An 18,140-nucleotide genomic window follows, 5' to 3' on the forward strand; every position below is an offset into this window, starting at 1 on the left:
GGGCCCCACGCTCGCCGGGGTGCGGCCACGCGCCTACGCTCGGAAAGCGGGCCGGGACTGCCCGCCGCGCCGAAGGACGGTGAACCGTGGTCGCGGAGTACCCGTTCGTGGGACGCGCGGACGTGCTGCTGGAACTGCGCCGCGCGGTGGAGCGGACCGCCGCCGGACGGGGCGGGCTCGTCACGCTGACCGGGCCGGCCGGCGCCGGCAAGACCCGCACCGCCGAGGAGGCCGCCGCCCGCGCGGACGGCCTGCGCACCCTGTGGAGCTGGTGCCCGCCGGAGACCGCCACGACCGCCTTCCGGCCCTGGGCACGCCTCCTGCGCCCGCTCGCCACGCACGACGAGCGGTGCGGCACCCTGGCCGGGACCTCCCCGCCGCTGCGGGCCCTCCTCTCCGGCGCCACCGCCGACGCCCTGCGCGGCGCGGACCCCGAGACGGCCCGGCTGCGGCTCACCGGCGACGTCGCCGAACTTCTGACGACGGCCGCAGCCCCGCGCCCCCTGCTGCTGGTCCTCGACGACGTCCACGCCGCCGACTCCTCCTCCCTGCGGCTGCTGCTGGAGACCGCCGACGCCGCCCGCGGTGCGCCCGTGCTGCTCCTCGCCACCGCCCGCGACGACGACGCCGCCTGGCGCGAGCGCGAGTGGGCCCGCGCCCAGCTGCTGCGCCGCGGGCGCACCCTGCCGCTGGGCCCGCTGCCGGAGACGGACGTCGCCGCGCTCATGGCAGCGGCCACCGGCGCGACCGCGCCCCCGGAAGCCGTCCGCTCCCTGGCGCGGCGCACCGGCGGGGAGGCCTTCTTCGTCACGGAGCTGCTGCGGGCGGGCGGCTGGGACGCGGAGGCGGGGTACGACCTGCGCACGACCGCCGAACCGGACAGGGAACCCTCGGTTGCCGTACGGGCCGCGGTCGCCGCACGGCTCGCCGAGCTGAGCCCGGGCGCCGCGCACCTGCTGGCAGCCGCCTCCGTCCTCGGCACCCGCTTCCGGCTGGACACCCTGGCCGAGACCGCGGGCGTACGCCTGGCCGAGGCGCGGGCGCTGCTCGCCGAGTCCGCGGGCGCCGGCCTGACCGCCTCCCCGAAGGCCGACCGCGGCGCCTTCCGCCACGACCTCCTGCGCGATGCCGTCCACGCCACCCTCACGCCCGGCGAACGCGCGGCCCTGCACCGCACCGCCGCCCACGTCCTGGCCGCTCACGCCCGCGACGCCGCCCCCGCCGAGATCGCCCACCACCTCCTGCGCTCCGGCCCCGGCCACGAGACGGAGACCGCCGCCTACGCCCACCAGGCCGCCCGCCAGGCCGAGCGCCTGTACGCCTACGAGGACGCGGCGCGCTGGTACGAGCGGGCGGCGGAGTGCCTCACCGAGGACAGCGCCACCCTCACCGAGGTCCTGATCGGGCTCGGAGCCGCCCGCTTCGGGGCAGGCCAGTGGGAGGCGGCCCGGGCGGCACTGCTGCGGGCCGCGCGGCTCGCCCGGGAGGCCGGCCGCCCCGACCTGCTCGCCCGCGCCGCCCTCGGCCTGGGCACCGGCCCCGTCGGTTTCGAGATCGACCTCGCCGACCGCGAGCAGCTGGACCTGCTCACCGAGGCCCGCGCCGCCCTCGCCGCCGACCCCGCCCCCAGCGCGCTGCGCGCCGCCGTCACCGCCCGCCTCTCCCTCGCCTCCGCCCTGGTGGAGAGCGAGGCGCAGCGCCTCGCACACGCCGAGGAGGCGGTCCGCGAAGCCCGCGCCACCGGGGACCCGGCGACCCTCGGACCGGCGCTGGCCGCACTGTGCGACGCCCGCCCCGGCCCCGACCACTGCCACGACCGGCTCGCCCGGTCCGCCGAGATCGTCGCCGTCGCCCGCACCCTGCCCGACCCCGTCCTCGAACTCCTCGGCCGCCGCCACCGCCTGCTCGCCCTGCTGGAGACCGGGGCGTTCGCCGAGGCGGACACCGAGGCACTCGCCTACGAGACGGCCGTACGACCCCTGCGGCGACCGCTGTACGCCTGGTACGTGCCGCTGTGGCGCGGGGCGCGGGCCCTGATGGAGGGCCGGTACGACGACTGCGCCGCCGCACTCGACGAGACCGAGGCGGCCGGGCGCGCGGCCGGCAGCGCCAACGCCGCGCTGCTCGCCGGCACCCAGCGCTGGTGCCTGTGCACCGAGACCGGCGACCGCGCGGCGCTGGACCGGCTCCTGGCGAGGATGCCGCCGCTGGACCGGCTGCCCGGACTGTGGCCGCGCGTCACGCTCGCGCTGCTCGCGGCGCAGTCGGGCCGCAACGAGGAGGCCGCGCGCCGGCTGTCGGCGGTGGCACCCCGGCTCGGCGGGGCCGCCCGCGACAGCGAGTGGCTGCCGATGATCGCCCAGGCCGCGGAGACGGTGGGCCACCTGGGCACGCACCCGGCGGCAGCCGAACTCCGCACCCTGCTCGCCCCGTACGCCGGCCTGTGGGTCGTGGAGGGCATCGGCGCGGCGGTACGCGGCCCGGTCGAGTGCCACCTGGCACTGCTGGCCACGGCCCTGGACGACCGCCGGGCCGCCGACGCCCACCGCGCCCGCGCCCTGCGCGCGTGCGAACAGGCCGGGGCGGTGGCCCTCACGGACCGCATCCACCGCGAACTCCCCGAACCCGCCAGGCCGCCGGCGGCCACCCCGCCCCTCTTCCTCCGCGAGGGCTCCCTCTGGCACCTCCGGTACGGCGGACGGGACGTCCGGGTGCCGGACTGCAAGGGACTGCGGGATCTGGCCGTGCTGCTGGCGCGGCCGGGGACACCCGTACCGGCCCTCGAACTGGCGGCCGCGCCCTCCCGCCCGGGGCCCGCCCCCGAGGGCCTGCACGCCGAGGGAGACACCGGCGAGGTCCTCGACGCCGTCGCCCGAACCGCCTACCGGCGTCGACTGGCCGAACTGGAACAGGAGGCCGAGGAGGCCGACGCCCGTGCGGACGCGCTGCGGGCCGAGCGGGTCGCCGTGGAGCGGGAGGCGCTCGTCGCCCAGCTGGCGGCCGCCTACGGCCTCGGCGGGCGGGTCCGCCGCTCCGGTTCCCCCGCCGAACGCGCCCGCACCGCCGTCACCGCCCGCATCCACGCCGCCGTACGCCGGGTCGCCGCCGTCCACCCCGAACTGGGCCGTCACCTCGACACCGCCGTACGGACCGGGACGCTGTGCGTCTACCAGCCCGAGCAGCCCCCTCCCTGGCGGCTGTGAGGGGGCCCCGCACACCGTGCCGCCGGATCTCACGCCTACCGGATGAAGCCGTACGACGGGCGTACGGCCCAACCCGGAGGCGGAACACCATGACCACCAAGGAACTCGCCGACCTCTTCGTGCGCTTCCTCACGACCAACACGGCACCCGAGGGCCTGTTCACCGACGACGTCCTGCTCGACCTGAGCGTGCCCGAGTGGCGGTTGCAGACCCGCGGCCGGGACGAACTGGTCGCCACCCGCCGCCGCAGCCACCCCTTCCTCGGCACCGTCCCGCGCCACCGCGTCGACGCCACCCCGACCGGGCTGGTCCTGGAGTTCGAGGAGCAGTGGGAGGACGACCAGGGCCAGTGGTACTGCCGCGAACTGATGCGCGCGGAGGTCCGCGACGGCGCGATCAGCGAGGCGTCCATCTACTGCACGGGCGACTGGTCCCCGGCCACCCAGGCCGCCCACGCCCGCCAGGTGACACTCCTGCGGCCGTGAGAGATTGCTGAGAATCCACAGCCGCGTGGCGTGGATCACAGACAGCGGGCGGTCCGGACGCGAAAGGTGGGATGCGACGGAAGGAGCGCCTTGGAACGCACCAAGAGGGCCGACACACCGCCCCCGAACGCGCCCCTCCCGCCCCTGCTGGACGCCATGCCCAGCCAGCCCCGCCGCGCCGGCGCTGGAGCGACACCCACCGTGCGGCCGGCCCCGAGCACCCCACGGGCCACACGGACCGCCCGCCCCAAGCACCTCCTGCCCACCCCCGCCACAACCCCGTTCACCTTCGCCTACGCCGCAGTCCTGGCCCTCACCTCCCTCATCACCGCCTACGCCGACCCCGCTGTCGTCCAGGCGCTGCAACAGGGCTCCAGCACCGACGTGGCACACCTCGCCCGGCACCCGGTGCTCGTGCTCGTCGCCAGCGCGCTGTGGATCGCCGGCGGCCTCCTGTCGCCGTACACGCTCGGCTTCCTGCTTGTCCTCACCACCCTGGAACGACGCATCGGCGCCCTGCGCACGGCCGGCGTCTTCCTGGGCGGCCACGTGCTCGCCACACTCGCGACAGAGGTGCCGGTCGGACTCGCGGTGATCACAGGCGGCCTTCCGGACACCTCACTGCACCGCCTGGACTACGGCATCAGCTTCGGCGTGGCCACCGGCGTCGGCGCCCTGGCCGGACTGCTGAGCCCCTGGCTGCGCTGGCCCCTGCTGACCGGCGTGGCCGCGCTCATCGGCCAGGACCTCCTCTCCCTCTACGACCCCCTCACCAGCTGGGGCCACGCCATAGCCCTGACCCTGGGCATCACCACCTGGCCCCACCTACGCCGCTGGACCGCAACGCACACCACGACGTAGCCGCACCCCCCACCGCGGCCCCGACTCAAAACCGGCCGCAGGCGCTACGCACGCCACGACGCGACAGCAACGGGCCGCCGCAGGCACTAAAGGGGCGCGGGGGAACTGCGCGACCAGCCACCCACCCACCCGCACGGGCCGCCGCAGGCGTCCCTTGATCGCTGACAGCGAACACAACTCCAGGAACAATCCCCACTCCCCAAGCATTGAGTCGATACAACTCAACTTGAATGCCGAAGGGGAGATCATGGCTTCGACGTCCGCATCACTCACCCTGCCTGTGCTGCCGCTCGACGACGAGGTCGTGCTGCCCGGCATGGTGGTCCCGCTGGACCTGAGCGACTCCGAGGTACGCGCCGCAGTGGAGGCCGCCCAGGCCGCCGCCGGCTCCCAGACCGCCGCCGCGCAGCCCGGCAAGCCCAAGGTCCTCCTGGTCCCCCGCGTCGACGGCACCTACGCCGCCACCGGCGTCCTCGGCACGGTCGAGCAGGTCGGCCGGCTGGCCGACGGCGACCCCGGCGCCCTCATCCGCGGCCGCGGCCGCGTCAAGATCGGCGCCGGCACCACAGGCCCCGGTGCGGCGCTGTGGGTCGAGGGCACGACCATCGACGAGACGATCCCCGACCCGGTCCCCGGCCACGTCCAGGAACTGGTCAAGGAGTACAAGGCCCTCGCCACCAGCTGGCTGAAGAAGCGCGGTGCCTGGCAGGTCGTCGACCGCGTCCAGGCCATCGACGACGTCTCCGCCCTCGCCGACAACTCCGGCTACTCGCCCTTCCTCACCACCGCCCAGAAGGTGGAACTGCTGGAGACCGCCGACCCGGTCGCCCGCCTCCGACTGGCCACCCAGCAGCTGCGCGACCACCTCGCGGAGCAGGACGTCGCCGAGACCATCGCCAAGGACGTCCAGGAAGGCGTCGACAAGCAGCAGCGCGAGTTCCTGCTGCGCCGCCAGCTGGAAGCCGTCCGCAAGGAGCTGCGCGAGCTGAACGGCGAGCAGGAGGGCGAGGAGTCCGACGACTACCGCGCCCGCGTCGAGGCCGCCGACCTGCCCGAGAAGGTCCGCGAGGCCGCGCTCAAGGAGGTCGACAAGCTGGAGCGCGCCTCCGACCAGTCCCCCGAGGGCTCCTGGATCCGCACCTGGCTCGACACGGTCCTGGAGATGCCGTGGAACGAGCGCACCGAGGACGCCTACGACATCCAGGGCGCCAAGGAGGTCCTGGACGCCGAGCACGCCGGCCTGAACGACGTCAAGGAGCGCATCACCGAGTACCTGGCCGTCCGCAAGCGCCGTGCCGACCGCGGCCTCGGTGTCGTGGGCGGCCGCCGCGGCGGTGCCGTCCTCGCGCTCGTCGGCCCGCCCGGCGTGGGGAAGACGTCCCTCGGCGAGTCCGTGGCCCACGCCATGGGCCGCAAGTTCGTCCGCGTCGCCCTCGGCGGTGTGCGCGACGAGGCCGAGATCCGCGGCCACCGCCGAACCTACGTCGGCGCCCTGCCCGGCCGCATCGTGCGGGCCATCAAGGAAGCCGGCTCCATGAACCCGGTCGTCCTGCTCGACGAGATCGACAAGGTGGGCTCGGACTTCCGCGGCGACCCGGCCGCGGCGCTCCTCGAAGTCCTCGACCCGGCACAGAACCACACCTTCCGCGACCACTACCTGGAGGTCGAGCTCGACCTGTCCGACGTGGTCTTCCTGGCCACCGCCAACGTCCTGGAGGCCATCCCCGAGGCGCTCGCCGACCGCATGGACATCGTCCGCCTCGACGGCTACACCGAGGACGAGAAGGTCGTCATCGCCCGCGACCACCTGCTGCCCCGCCAGCTGGAGCGCTCCGGCCTGAGCCGGGACGAGGTCACCCTCGACGAGGGCGCCCTGCGCAAGCTGGCCGGCGAGTACACCCGCGAGGCCGGCGTGCGCAACCTGGAGCGCTCCATCGCCCGGCTGCTGCGCAAGGTGGCCGCCCAGCACGAACTGGGCGAACGCGAGCTGCCGTTCACGGTCACCGCGGACCACCTGCGCGACCTGATCGGCCGCCCGCACCACGTGCCCGAGTCCGCCCAGGACCCGGCCGAGCGCCGCACCGCCGTCCCCGGCGTGGCGACCGGTCTCGCGGTGACCGGCGCCGGCGGTGACGTCCTCTACGTCGAGGCGTCCCTGGCCGACCCGGAGACGGGCGCGGCCGGCCTGACCCTGACCGGTCAGCTGGGCGACGTGATGAAGGAGAGCGCGCAGATCGCCCTGTCCTTCCTGCGCAGCCACGGCGCCGAACTGGAGCTGCCCGTCGGCGACCTGAAGGACCGGGGCGTGCACATCCACTTCCCTGCGGGCGCGGTCCCCAAGGACGGCCCCAGCGCCGGCATCACCATGACGACGGCCCTGGCGTCCCTGCTCTCCGGCCGTCTGGTCCGCACGGACGTGGCGATGACCGGCGAGGTCTCGCTGACCGGCCGGGTGCTGCCCATCGGCGGCGTGAAGCAGAAGCTGCTCGCCGCCCACCGCGCCGGGGTGACCACCGTGATCATCCCCAAGCGCAACGAGCCCGACCTGGACGACGTCCCGGCCGAGGTGCTGGACAAGCTCGACGTCCACGCCGTGACCGACGTCCGCCAGGTCCTGGAACTGGCGCTGGCCCCCGCTACGAGCGAGGCGGCACCGGAGGTTCCGGTGGCGGCGTGACGGACGCTGCCGGATGAAGGCAGGGCCCGGGTCCCGTGAGGGAGACCCGGGCCTTCGCCGTGCGTGCGGGTGCCGTCGGGGGCGGGCGCTAGCCCAGGGCGAGCGCCTGGAGCCGGTCGTAGGCCCCGTTGAACTTGTCGTGGTCGCCGACCGTCGGGCCGGAGGAGGTGTACTGCCACATCGTGTAGTACGCCCATCCCGCCGGCAGCGTGCCCGGGTCGCTCGCGTAGCGGGCGATCCAAAGCGGGTTGTACGACGCGAAGCCGCCGTAGTTGCCGGTGCACTGGGTCCACCAGCTCGTGGCCGTGTAGATGACCGCGTCGCGGCCCGTGCGGGCCTTGTACTGGTTCAGGAAGTCGCGGATCCAGGTGACCATGCCGCTCTGGGTCTTGCCGTAGCAGGCGGCGCCGTAGGGGTTCCACTCGATGTCGAGGGCGCCCGGCAGGGTCTTGCCGTCCCCGGACCAGCCACCGCCGTGGTCGACGAAGTAGTTGGCCTGGGTGGCGCCGCTGGTGGTGTCGGGCGTGGCGAAGTGGTACGAGCCGCGGATCATGCCGATGTTGTAGGAGCCGTTGTACTGCTGCGCGAAGTAGGGGTTCGTGTAGTACGTCCCCTCGGTGGCCTTGACGTAGGCCCATTTCACGCCGCTGTTCCACAGCGTGGACCAGGCGACGTTGCCCTGGTGCCCGGAGACGTCGACGCCCTCCGTCTGGGTGGCGTCACCGGAGCTGGGCGTGCCGCTCTGGCCGTCGTGGGCCAGGACGCCCATGCCCATGTACGCGGAGCCGCGTGTGGGGACGTCGGCCGACCGGGCGGAAGCGGGCAGGGCGAGGGAGAGGACCGCGAGGCCGGCCGCCGCGAGCGAGGCGACGAGGCGGCGGCGTGCGGAACCGGGTCTGTGCACGGGCATGACGTGCCTCCGAGGGCGTTGGTGGGGAACGCTGGACGACGTGCTGCACAGGTTGGCCCGATGGGGACTGGCGTGAGCATGCCAGTGCGGGCTTGGAAAAGAAGCTACGCACGTAGACCCTGCTAGGGAAGGGGGTCCGGTCGCCGCCGTTGGTCTAGCCCTGCGAAATACTGACCAAGCTGCGGCGATGGCGGGCGCCTGGCGGAAACTTTCAGCATCGGGAAGCCGGATCAGGGGACTGACGTGCACGAGGACGCGAACGGCGCGGGGCATCGGGGCGAACCCTGGGCGTCGCCGAGTGGTGTGGACCAGGAGTTCCTGGCGCTGGAACGTGAGCTGACGGTCTTCCTGCGCCGGGCCCGGGCCAGCCAGGGCGAGATGGCCCGCGAGGTCCATCCCGACCTGGAGTCGGCCGCCTACGGCCTGCTGGTGCGGCTGGACGAGTGCGGCCGGCAGCGCGCCACCGAGCTGGCCGCCTACATCGGCGTCGGCAAGGCCACCATGTCCCGCCAGCTGCGGGCCCTGGAGGAGCTGGGCCTGGTGGCCCGCGAGCCCGACCCCGGTGACGGGCGTGCCTGGCTGGTGCACCTCACCGAGGAGGGGCGCCGCCGGGTCGGCAGCGTGCGCGAGGCCCGGCGGGCCCGCTACGTCAGCAAGCTCGCCCACTGGGACCGGCACGAGGTGGCGGAGCTGGCGCGGCTGCTGCAGCAGCTGAACCGGGGCATGGAGAAGTGACGGCCGCAGAGGGCGGCGCCCCGGGTCACAGCTCGGCGTAGACCACCGTCGCGTCGTCGTGGGTCTTGCTGCGGCCCAGGTACGACCGCTGCTCCGCGTCCGCCAGCTCCAGCGCGCGGACGCGGTCGACCAGGGCCTGGGCGCCCTCCTTGGCGAGCAGGGCGAGGCAGTCCGCCCAGTCGCCCTCGCGGAACTTCTCCACCCAGCGCGCCGCCCCGTCCGTCAGCGCGGCCAGCGCGGACACCTGCGAGCGCGGCACGGACCCGGTGACCGCGCGGCCGGCCACCGACGGGTCGGCCGCCGCCGTGAAGAAGCCGCCCTCCTTGTTGCGCAGACGCGTGTCGATCAGGTCGTCCGTGGCCAGCGCGGCGCGCGGCAGACGGGCCAGCCGGTCGTCCAGGACCGCCGTGACCGCGCCGCCCGGGGAACGCAGCAGCAGCGCGGAGTCGGACAGCACCAGGTACTCCACGGTCCGCTCCGACCAGCGGGCCAGGACCACGGTCGCCTGCGGGGTGCGCGGGTGAGAAAGGTCACAGGTATCCGCGTGCGCGGAGGCGGTACGCGCGACGGCGCGGGCGAGGGCCTCCGTCAGCGGCACATCCGGGTCCGAAACGGTCAGTTCGGTCAGCGCCCCGCCGAGCCGAGCCGTGTACCAGGGGACCGAATGCAGACAGCCCGTCCCGCCCCGGGGCGGAGTCACCCCGTCCAGGACGACAAGCGACGCGCCCTGTCCGGAAGCGGCTACTCCGATGCCGGCGAAGTCCTCGTTGGGGCGGGTCGGGTCACCGGGTTCCGAAACGAGTTCCGTACGCATCCAGCCAGTCTGCACGAGGCCTTCACATGCTCCGCGAACGGCTGGCAAACATCGCGGATTCCCCGCGCCGGGCCCGCCCGGCCGCCGGGTTTGGGGTGGAATGCTTCACTCCGCCAAGGCGTGGCGGCGAATACTGCCAAAGCACGCCGCAGACGTCCAACCGGCCCGCCGTGCAGGGCCGCTGCACGCGCCAGAGGAACTTGCCCGCCAACTCCCCTCCGATGTTCACTCCTTCGGGTGGCGGGCCAGGCGATGCCCGTCCGCTGCCCACCGGCACTGGGAGGGTCGGAAACCGTACCGGACGCACGCGCCGATTGACGGGGCGTCATCCGGACCCATGGCTACACGAGTACAGGAATGCGAGCACCGGTGCAGAAGACGCGGCCTCGGCGCACAGGCAGGCAGTCGGCCCCCGAAGGGGGCGCGCAGCCCCCCGTCGGCAAGGGCCGCCCCACCCACGTACGCAATCGGCTGATCGTCGCCGTCGCCGTGGTGGCCGCCGCCATCGCGGGAGCAGGCGCCCCGTCCGTCATCGCCGCCTCCGGGCAGCTGAAGGACACCCAGGACCTGGTCACCCTCGCCGGCCAGACCCAGGAGGCGCTGACCCTCGCCCACGCCCTGGCCGACGAACGCGACGACGTCACCTCGTACGTCGCCGCCGGCCGGCCCAAGTCCAAGGCGCCCGACGAGCAGCGCAGCGCCCGCGTCGACCGGCAGGTCGAGGAACTGCGCGCCGACACCGATCTGCCCGCCGCCCTGCGCCAGGACCTCGACGGCATCGCCGCGGTCCGCCGGGCCGCGCTGACCGGCAAGAGCAGCGCCCTCGAAGCCCACCAGGCGTACTCGGCCGCGATCACCGAGCTGCACCGGCTCACCGAGCAGCTCGCCCAGCAGACCCCGCCGCGCGCCGGCTCCGGGGCCTACGCCCTCGCCGAGCTGGACTCCGCCGTCCAGCAGGCCGCCGCCACCCGCGGCCTGCTGCTGGCCGCGCTCAACGTGCCCGGCGGCTCGCAGACCACCATCGACCCGGTCACCGGCCTGCCGGAGACCGGCTCCGGCTCCGGTGACTCCGCCGCCGCCGAGCAGCGCGACGCGCTCACCGCCGCCGCCCAGCAGGCCCGGCTGCGTTCCGACGCGGCGCTCGCCGACTTCCACGAGACCGCGCCCCGGCAGTCGGTGACGTCGTACGACTCGACCGTCACCGGTCCGGAGACGACGACGGCCGAGAAGTACCTCGCCCGTCTCACCGACCAGCCCGCCCTGGACGACGACGAACTCGACACCAGCACCAAGAAGCTCGACGCGGCCCTGTCCGCGCGGATCGAGCTGATGCGCGGCGTGGAGTCCGCGCTCTACTCACACCGCACCCAGGACCTGGAGCAGCTGCGCGACGACGACGTCGACGCGCTGGAGCTGCGCATCGCGATCCTCGGCGCGCTGATCCTGCTCGCCGTCGGCATCGCCACCGCCATGGCCCGCAGCCTCACCCGGCCGCTCGCGGTGCTGCGGCTCGGCTCGGCCCGCCTGGCCGGCGCCGAGGACCCGACGGCCGAGGAAGCGGTCAAGTTCACCGGCCGCAACGACGAGTTCGCCCAGGTCGTCCGCTCCGTCAACGCCCTGCACGCGCACGCCGTCGCCCTCGCCGAACGCGTCGGCACCCTGGAGTCCGACCGCAAGCACCTGGTCGGCCAGCGGCAGAAGATGGCCGACGCCCGCGAGGAACTGCGCGCCGAACTCGCCGAGTCCGCCGCCCAGCTGGACCGGCTGCGCACCAGCATCGGCTCCACCTTCGTCAACCTCGCCCTGCGCACCCTCGGCCTGGTCGAGCGTCAGCTCGCCGTCATCGAGGGCTTGGAGGAGCGCGAGCAGGACCCGGACCGGCTGGCCACCCTCTTCAAGCTCGACCACTTCGCCACGGTCATGCGCCGGCACAGCGAGAACCTCCTGGTCCTCGCCGGCGCCGAGCACGTCCAGCAGCACGCGAACCCCGTCCCGCTGGTCGACGTCGTCCGCGCGGCGGTCAGCGAGATCGAACGCTACGAACGCGTCCGCATCGCGGCCCTGCCGCCGCACGCGCACGTGGCCGGGTTCGCCGCCGACGACCTCTCCCACCTGCTGGCCGAACTCATGGAGAACGCCACCGCGTTCTCCCCGCCCGACGTGCCCGTCGAGGTCTCCGGCTGGCTGCTGGAGAACGGCGAGGTCATGCTCTCCGTGCAGGACGAGGGCATCGGCATGACCGAGGACCGTCTGACCCGGCTCAACGCGCGCCTCGCCGACTTCGACCCGAACACGCCGTACGACCAGGAGGGCGAGGAGGGGCTCGGGCTCGGCCTGTACGTCGTCGCCCGGCTCGCCCACCGGCACGGCGTGCGGGTCCAGCTGCGCGAGCAGAAGCAGGGCGGTACGGCCGCGGTCGTCGTCCTGCCGCGGGCGCTGCTGGCCGCGGCCCCGCCGACCGCGGTCGCCGCGCCGGCGCACTCCGCGAGCACCACCCAGACCTTCTCCCTGCCGGGCGCCGACGCCGAGGCCAACTCCAACGTGCTGCACGGCCGCACGGCCGACGGCGACCGTCTGATCGCCCTGGCGGAACGAGCGGTCCGGGAACGGGAGCGCGGGGAGGCGGAGCCCGAGGAGCCGAAGAAGCCCGAGCCCGAGCCCGAGCAGCTGGCGCGGGCCGAAGAGGCCGAGCAGGCCGAGGACGCCGTACCGCAGCAGGAGTCGCCGGCGCGGGCCGAGGAGGCCATACCGCAGCCGGAACCTGCGACGCGGGCCGAGGTCGTACCGCAGGCGGAGCCGCCGGCGGCGGAGTCCCCGGCCGAGACGACGATGGAGCTGCTGATCCCGTCCCCGAAGACGGAGGATCACGACCCGGCCGAAGGCGAGGCCGAGGCCGGCCGGCCCGCCGGGCTTCCGCAGGAACCCCGCGAGGCCGAGGCCGAGGCGGAACACGAGCGGACCGAGGACGAGGACCAGTACACCGCCAAGGGCCTGCCCAAGCGCACACCCAAGATCACCGCCCCCACCGCTGCGGAGCGCCCCCGCACCAAGTCCGTGGACGCCGAAGCCCTGCGCCGGCGGCTCGGCGGGTTCCGCCAGGGCGCCACCGCCGGCTACCGCGCGGCGGAGGCGGAGATCGCCGAGCAGACAGGCCAGACCAGCACCACGGGGGGCACAGTCGAGGAGGCAAGCAGTTGACCGCGCCCAGTACCTTCGGACTGAGCAGTGAAGCACGCAACCTGCAGTGGCTGTTGAACAACCTCGTCGAGGAGGTCCCCGGCATCGTCTCGGTGGCCGTGGTCTCCTCCGACGGCCTGCTGCTGCTCTCCTCCGACCAGGCCCGCAACCTCGAAGCGCGCCAGACCCGTGAGACCGGCCGGACCGCCGGACCCCGTGGCTCCGCGGCCGACCTCGCCACCATCGTCTCCGGCATCGGCAGCCTCACCATCGGCGCCGCCAAGCTGATGGACGGCGGCGCGGTGAAGCACACCATGGTCGCGATGGAGGAGGGCAGCCTGTTCGTGATGTCGATCAGCGACGGCTCGCTGCTCGGCGTGCACGGCTCCGCGGACTGCGACATGAGCGTCGTGGCGTACCACATGGCCCTGTTCGTGGGCCGCGCCGGACACGTCCTGACCCCCGAACTCCGCAGCGAACTGCGCAAATCCCTGGAGTCCTCCTCGACCGGGAGCGAGCGATGAGCAGTATGTCCCATGCCGCGAAGACCCACTTGCCGGTCCGCGGCGGCGACCGCAAACCCGCCAGGGTGCGCCCCTACTCGCTCACCGGCGGCCGTACCCGCTTCGGTCACGTCCTGCTCGTCGAGACGTTCGTGGCCGCGCTGGACGCCCCCGAGGAGCGAAAAGAGCTGACGAACGGTACGCTCGCCACCCGCGTCATGCCGGAGATGCGGGCCATCGTCGAACTGTGCCGCCGTATGCGCACGGTGGCCGAGATCGCCGCGCTGCTGAAGATGCCGCTCGGTGTGGTCCGCGTGCTGCTGAGCGACCTCGCGGACCAGGGAAAGATCCGCGTGTACGGAACGGGCACGGGCCACGGCACGGGCCGTCCGGACCGCGCGCTGCTGGAAAGGGTGCTGAGTGGACTCCGTCGTCTCTGACGCCGCTCGTGGTGTCTCAGGTGTCTCCCCCCTCGTCGAGGCGGCCCGTTCCGCCGAGCCCGCCGAGGATCTGAAGTCCTGGCAGACGGACCGCACCCGTGCCCCCATCGCCACGAAGATAGTCGTGGCCGGAGGTTTCGGCGTCGGCAAGACCACGCTGGTCACGTCCGTCTCGGAGATCACGCCTCTGCAGACCGAGGCGCTGATGACCGAGGCCAGCCAGGAGACCGACGACCTCACGGCCACCCCGGGCAAGATGACCACCACGGTGGCCATGGACTTCGGCCGCATCACGCTCGACGACGACCTGGTGCTGTACCTGTTCGGTACGCCCGGCCAGCAGCGGTTCTGGTTCATGTGGGACGACCTGGTGCGCGGTGCGATCGGCGCCGTCGTGATGGCCGACACCCGCCGGCTGAAGGACTGCTTCCCGGCGCTGGACTACTTCGAGAGCTGCGGGCTGCCGTACGTCGTCGCGGTCAACCACTTCGACGGCACCGAGCGCTTCGACCCCGAGGACGTGCGCGAGGCCCTCACGATTCCTCCGCACATACCTGTCATGATCATGGACGCGCGGCGCCGGATATCGGTGATCGAGACGCTCCTCGCCCTCGTGGCCCACGCGCTCGCGGAAACCCCCGAGTAGTTCACCTAGGAGAGATGTTCCGCATGCGGAAGATACTCGTCGTCGGGGCCGGCCAGTCCGGCCTCCAGCTCGCCCTCGGCCTGCAGTCGCACGGCTACGAGGTCACCCTGATGTCGAACCGGACCGCGGACGAGATCCGCGCCGGCCGGGTCATGTCCACGCAGTGCATGTTCCACACGGCGCTGCAGCACGAGCGTGACCTCCAGCTGAACTTCTGGGAGTCCCAGGCCCCGAAGATCGAAGGACTCGGCGTCTCGGTGGCCGCCCCCGGCTCCTGGGCGGAGGGCCCCGCGGCCCGCGCCATCGACTGGGTGGGCCGGCTCGACGGGTACGCGCAGTCCGTGGACCAGCGGGTGAAGATGGCCGGCTGGATGGAGACCTTCGCGCAGCGCGGCGGCCAGCTCGTCATCCACGGCGCGGCGGTCTCCGACCTCGACTACTTCTCCCGCGCCTACGACCTCGTGCTGGTCTCCGCCGGCAAGGGCGAACTGGTGTCGATGTTCGAGCGGGACGCCTCGCGCTCCCCGTACAGCGAGCCGCAGCGCGCCCTGGCCGTGGCCTACGTCCACGGTCTCGGCCCGCGCCCGGAGCACCCCGAGTTCGACGCGGTCCGCTGCAACCTGGTGCCCGGCGTCGGCGAGCTGTTCATCATGCCGACGTTCACCACCTCCGGCCGCGCCGACATCCTGTTCTGGGAGGGCATACCCGGCGGCCCGCTGGACGTCTTCCAGGGCGTCAAGGACCCGGCGGAGCACCTCTCCCTGACCCTGGAACTCATGGAGCGGTACACGCCCTGGGAGTACGCGCGGGCCACCAAGGTCGAGCTGACCGACGCCGGCGGCACGCTGGCCGGCCGCTACGCCCCGACCGTGCGCAAGCCGATCGGCCGGCTGCCCGGCGGCGGCGCGGTGCTCGGCGTCGCCGACGTCGTCGTCGCCAACGACCCGATCACCGGGCAGGGCTCCAACTCGGCGTCCAAGTGCGCGGCCGCCTACCTGGCCGCCATCCTGGAGCACGGCGACAAGCCGTTCGACGAGGACTTCATGCAGCAGGCGTTCGACCGCTACTGGCAGACCGCGCAGCATGTGGTGAAGTGGACCAACGCGATGCTGGCCCCGCCGCCGGAGCACGTCCTGAACCTCATCGGCGCGGCGGGCGAGCTCCAGCCGGTGGCCGACCGGTTCGCCAACGCGTTCAACGACCCGGCCGACTTCGAGAACTTCTTCTACGAGCCCGAGAAGACGGGCGCGTACCTCGCGGAGGTCTCCGGGGCCCCGGCAGCCCCCGTCGTCCCCTAGAGGGCGGTCGGTTTCTCCTGGTCGGGGCGGACCGCTCCGAGGATGGGGTGCGCCGCGATCGGGGAGAGCCTGATCTTCTCGCCGGTGCGCGGCGCCTCGATCACCTGGCCCTCGCCGACGTACAGCGCCACGTGCGTGGCCTTGGGGAAGTAGACGACCAGGTCGCCGGGGCGCAGCTCGCGCAGCGGCACGTGCTCCAGGTGCGCCCACTGCTCCTGGCTGGTGCGCGGGATCGGGGTGCCTGCGGCCTGCCAGGCCCGTGAGGTCAGCCCCGAGCAGTCGTACGACTTCGGGCCCTCGGCGCCCCACGCGTACGGCTTGCCGAGCTGCCGCCGCGCGTACCGGATCGCCCGCTCGCCCTCGGGCGACGGCTTGTCGTCGCCGCCCAGCGCACCGGAGCCGAGCAGGCTGCGCTGCGCCTGGGCGGTGCCGGACCGCTCCAGCGCGGTCAGGGCGGTCAGCTGGCCGGGGGTGAGCGAGGCCAGGAGTTTCTCGACGTCGGACAGCCGGCGGCGGACGTCGTCGCGCTGCTTCTTCTGCTGCTCGATGAGCGTCAGCTGCCGGTCGAGGGCGGCGCGGGCGCGGCGGGCGAGGTCGGCGGCCCGGCGTTCGCTGCCGGTGAGTCGGCCGACGGTCTCGGCGCGTTCGCGGGCCAGCCGGCCGATGACATGGCCCTCGTCGAGGGCGTGCTGGGGGTCCGGGGCGAGCAGCAGGCGCAGATACGGGGAGAGGTCGCTGCTGTTCTGGTACTGCTGGCGGGCGAGCCGGCCGGCTGCGCCGCGGCCGGCGTGCAGGGACAGCCTGGCCTGGGCCAGGGCGGTGTCCAGGCGGGTCACCTCGGCGCGGTTGCGCTTGAGGGCTTCCTCGGTGGCGTTGTAGGCCTCGGTGGACTGTTCGGCCTGCTGGTAGAGCTTTTGAAGGTCCGTCAGCAGGTCGGGGAGGGAGCGCTCGCCGGGGCGGTTCTGCGCCGACGGCTGCGCCGGCTGCTGTGTCGGCGCGGGTGTTGGGGTGGCCGCGGTGAGGGTGGGTGCGGCGAGAGATGGTGTGGCGAGGGTGGGTGTGAGGGCGAGCTGCGCCACGGTCATCGTCGTGCCGACGAGACGCCGCAGTGTTCCTGACACGTCGTCATCACCTCCGGTGCGGGCAGCCCCTCTGCTCCGCACCGTGAGCTTGGGACGGTCGCGTGAGGTGTGCGCGTCGGCCTGCGCGGACCGGCGCAAGGGTGTCACTCGTGCGGGTCCTGTGGGTTGCCGTCCGGCGTGGTGTCTGGCGTGGTGTGGTTTCGGGGCGCCGGTTTGGACCAGGGCCAGCGGAGGCGGCCGGTGCCTGCGTCGCCCTCGGGGTCGAACGCGTACTTCCAGCCCTGGGTGAGGCCCAGGCGCTTGCTCTGGCCGTGGGGGACGCGACGATAGACCAGCACGGTGGGCTTGCCGCCGGCCGCGTCCGGGACCGGGATGCGGTACGTCTTCGGGGGGTGGCCGGTGGGGCCGAGCAGTACCGGGAGGACCCGGCCGTCCATGGGGCCGCCCTCGAAGGGGGTGTCTTCGCTCTTCACGGCACCAGTCTCAGACATCCTCGGAGAGCGCGGCGATCACGTCGGCGGTCTGCCGGTCGCGTCCCGCGGTCACGCCGAGGACGGCGACGAACTGTTCCACCAGCCAGTCGCGCAGGTCGTCGGCGGGGGGCTGTTTGTCCTCGTCGAGCCACATGAGGGACGCGGCCTCGACCGCGGTGATCCACATGCGGACGGTCATGCGCAGGCGGGGGCCGGGTGCGCTGACGCCGAGGTGGCTGTAGATGTGGTCGGCGGCGGCTCTTCGTACGCCGTCCACGATCGCCGTCGTGCGGGACGTCTCCACGACGCTGCCGCCCTGGAGGAGGGCGCTGAAGCCGGCGTCGTGCTCGTCGACGAAGGCGAGGTAGCGGTCCAGGGCGCGGGAGAGGCGGGTGAGCAGGGGGCCCTCGTGCGGTTCGGCGAAGCAGAGCTGGAGCTGCTCGGCGGCGGAGCGGAGGGCGGCCTCGTAGAGCTGCTGCTTGCCGCCGGGGAAGTAGCGGTAGACCAGGGGGCGGGAGACGCCGGCTGCCTCTGCGACGTCGTCCAGGGACACGTCCTCCGGGGCCCGGTGCGCGAACAGCGACAGGGCGGCGGTGAGCAGCTGGCTGCGCCGCTCCTCGACGCTCAGCCGGCGGTAGGCGGGGTGTGGCGAGGGGGTCATACTTCGCAGCGTAGCCTGCGGGTTGCGTGGTGGTTGCTCGCGCAGTTCCCCGCGCCCGTTTATATGCCTGCGGCGGCCCGTTGCGGTTGTGCTGTGGCTGGTCGCGCAGTTCCCCGCGCCCCTTATATGCCTGCGGCGGCCCGTTGCGGTCGCGTCGTGGCTGGTGTAGCGCCTT

15 protein-coding genes are annotated in these 18,140 nt (G+C 73.5%); 10 read left to right on the forward strand and 5 right to left on the reverse strand.

What is annotated here, in order from left to right; translation table 11 throughout:
• The first annotated feature begins 86 nt into the window (after positions 1 to 86).
• The 4 genes from C3489_RS39820 (at position 87) to lon (ending at position 7,226) form a co-directional block, all read left to right on the forward strand.
• Positions 87 to 3,203, forward strand: coding sequence for an AAA family ATPase (locus C3489_RS39820; protein WP_103781391.1), 3,117 nt, complete (start codon positions 87 to 89; stop codon positions 3,201 to 3,203).
• An 89-nt stretch (positions 3,204 to 3,292) separates the two neighbouring features.
• On the forward strand, positions 3,293 to 3,688 hold the full coding sequence (locus C3489_RS09935) for a hypothetical protein (RefSeq protein WP_103781392.1): 396 nt from the start codon (positions 3,293 to 3,295) through the stop codon (positions 3,686 to 3,688).
• Positions 3,689 to 3,778: 90 nt separating this feature from the next.
• Positions 3,779 to 4,549: a rhomboid-like protein gene (locus tag C3489_RS09945; protein WP_181139605.1), complete on the forward strand. Its 771-nt coding sequence runs from the start codon at positions 3,779 to 3,781 to the stop codon at positions 4,547 to 4,549.
• Positions 4,550 to 4,796: 247 nt separating this feature from the next.
• A complete protein-coding gene (gene lon / locus C3489_RS09950; protein ID WP_103781395.1) occupies positions 4,797 to 7,226 on the forward strand; it encodes an endopeptidase La in 2,430 nt (809 codons plus the stop codon).
• A gap of 88 nt (positions 7,227 to 7,314) precedes the next feature.
• Here the strand turns inward: lon and C3489_RS09955 are convergent, their stop codons facing one another.
• Positions 7,315 to 8,136, reverse strand: a complete 822-nt coding sequence (locus tag C3489_RS09955) for a lysozyme (protein WP_103781396.1) — start codon at positions 8,134 to 8,136, stop codon at positions 7,315 to 7,317.
• A 243-nt stretch (positions 8,137 to 8,379) separates the two neighbouring features.
• Between C3489_RS09955 and C3489_RS09960 the strand changes: the two genes are divergently transcribed.
• On the forward strand, positions 8,380 to 8,871 hold the full coding sequence (locus C3489_RS09960; RefSeq protein ID WP_103781397.1) for a MarR family winged helix-turn-helix transcriptional regulator: 492 nt from the start codon (positions 8,380 to 8,382) through the stop codon (positions 8,869 to 8,871).
• A gap of 25 nt (positions 8,872 to 8,896) precedes the next feature.
• On the opposite strand, the gene C3489_RS09965 is transcribed toward C3489_RS09960, so the two are convergent.
• Positions 8,897 to 9,685, reverse strand: coding sequence for a protein phosphatase 2C domain-containing protein (locus C3489_RS09965; protein WP_103781398.1), 789 nt, complete (start codon positions 9,683 to 9,685; stop codon positions 8,897 to 8,899).
• 357 nt (positions 9,686 to 10,042) lie between these two features.
• Between C3489_RS09965 and C3489_RS09970 the strand changes: the two genes are divergently transcribed.
• Genes C3489_RS09970 through C3489_RS09990 form a run of 5 tightly spaced genes read left to right on the forward strand, consistent with a single transcriptional unit; the run spans position 10,043 to position 15,749 of the window.
• Positions 10,043 to 12,883, forward strand: coding sequence for a nitrate- and nitrite sensing domain-containing protein (locus C3489_RS09970; RefSeq protein WP_103781399.1), 2,841 nt, complete (start codon positions 10,043 to 10,045; stop codon positions 12,881 to 12,883).
• Positions 12,880 to 13,386, forward strand: coding sequence for a roadblock/LC7 domain-containing protein (locus tag C3489_RS09975; protein ID WP_103781400.1), 507 nt, complete (start codon positions 12,880 to 12,882; stop codon positions 13,384 to 13,386). The genes C3489_RS09970 and C3489_RS09975 overlap by 4 nt, the downstream gene beginning before the upstream one ends.
• A 5-nt stretch (positions 13,387 to 13,391) precedes the next feature.
• Positions 13,392 to 13,805 (forward strand): DUF742 domain-containing protein, encoded by a 414-nt coding sequence (locus C3489_RS09980; protein WP_103781401.1) that lies wholly within the window; start codon positions 13,392 to 13,394, stop codon positions 13,803 to 13,805.
• On the forward strand, positions 13,786 to 14,451 hold the full coding sequence (locus tag C3489_RS09985) for an ATP/GTP-binding protein (RefSeq protein ID WP_103781402.1): 666 nt from the start codon (positions 13,786 to 13,788) through the stop codon (positions 14,449 to 14,451). Before C3489_RS09980 ends, C3489_RS09985 begins: the two co-directional genes overlap by 20 nt.
• 23 nt (positions 14,452 to 14,474) lie before the next feature.
• A complete protein-coding gene (locus C3489_RS09990; protein WP_103781418.1) occupies positions 14,475 to 15,749 on the forward strand; it encodes a styrene monooxygenase/indole monooxygenase family protein in 1,275 nt (424 codons plus the stop codon).
• Here the strand turns inward: C3489_RS09990 and C3489_RS09995 are convergent.
• The 3 genes from C3489_RS09995 to C3489_RS10005 form a co-directional block, all read right to left on the reverse strand.
• Complete coding sequence (locus C3489_RS09995; RefSeq protein ID WP_258054627.1) at positions 15,746 to 16,870, reverse strand: NlpC/P60 family protein; 1,125 nt, start codon at positions 16,868 to 16,870, stop codon at positions 15,746 to 15,748. The genes C3489_RS09990 and C3489_RS09995 overlap by 4 nt on opposite strands.
• Positions 16,871 to 16,974: 104 nt before the next feature.
• Positions 16,975 to 17,304: a hypothetical protein gene (locus C3489_RS10000; protein WP_103781404.1), complete on the reverse strand. Its 330-nt coding sequence runs from the start codon at positions 17,302 to 17,304 to the stop codon at positions 16,975 to 16,977.
• 10 nt (positions 17,305 to 17,314) lie between these two features.
• Entirely contained in the window at positions 17,315 to 17,965 is a 651-nt protein-coding gene (locus C3489_RS10005) for a TetR/AcrR family transcriptional regulator (protein WP_103781405.1), read from the reverse strand.
• Positions 17,966 to 18,140: the final 175 nt, after the last annotated feature.

The sequence above is a fragment of the Streptomyces sp. Ru71 genome, from assembly GCF_002920535.1.
Taxonomy (GTDB): Bacteria; Actinomycetota; Actinomycetes; order Streptomycetales; family Streptomycetaceae; genus Streptomyces.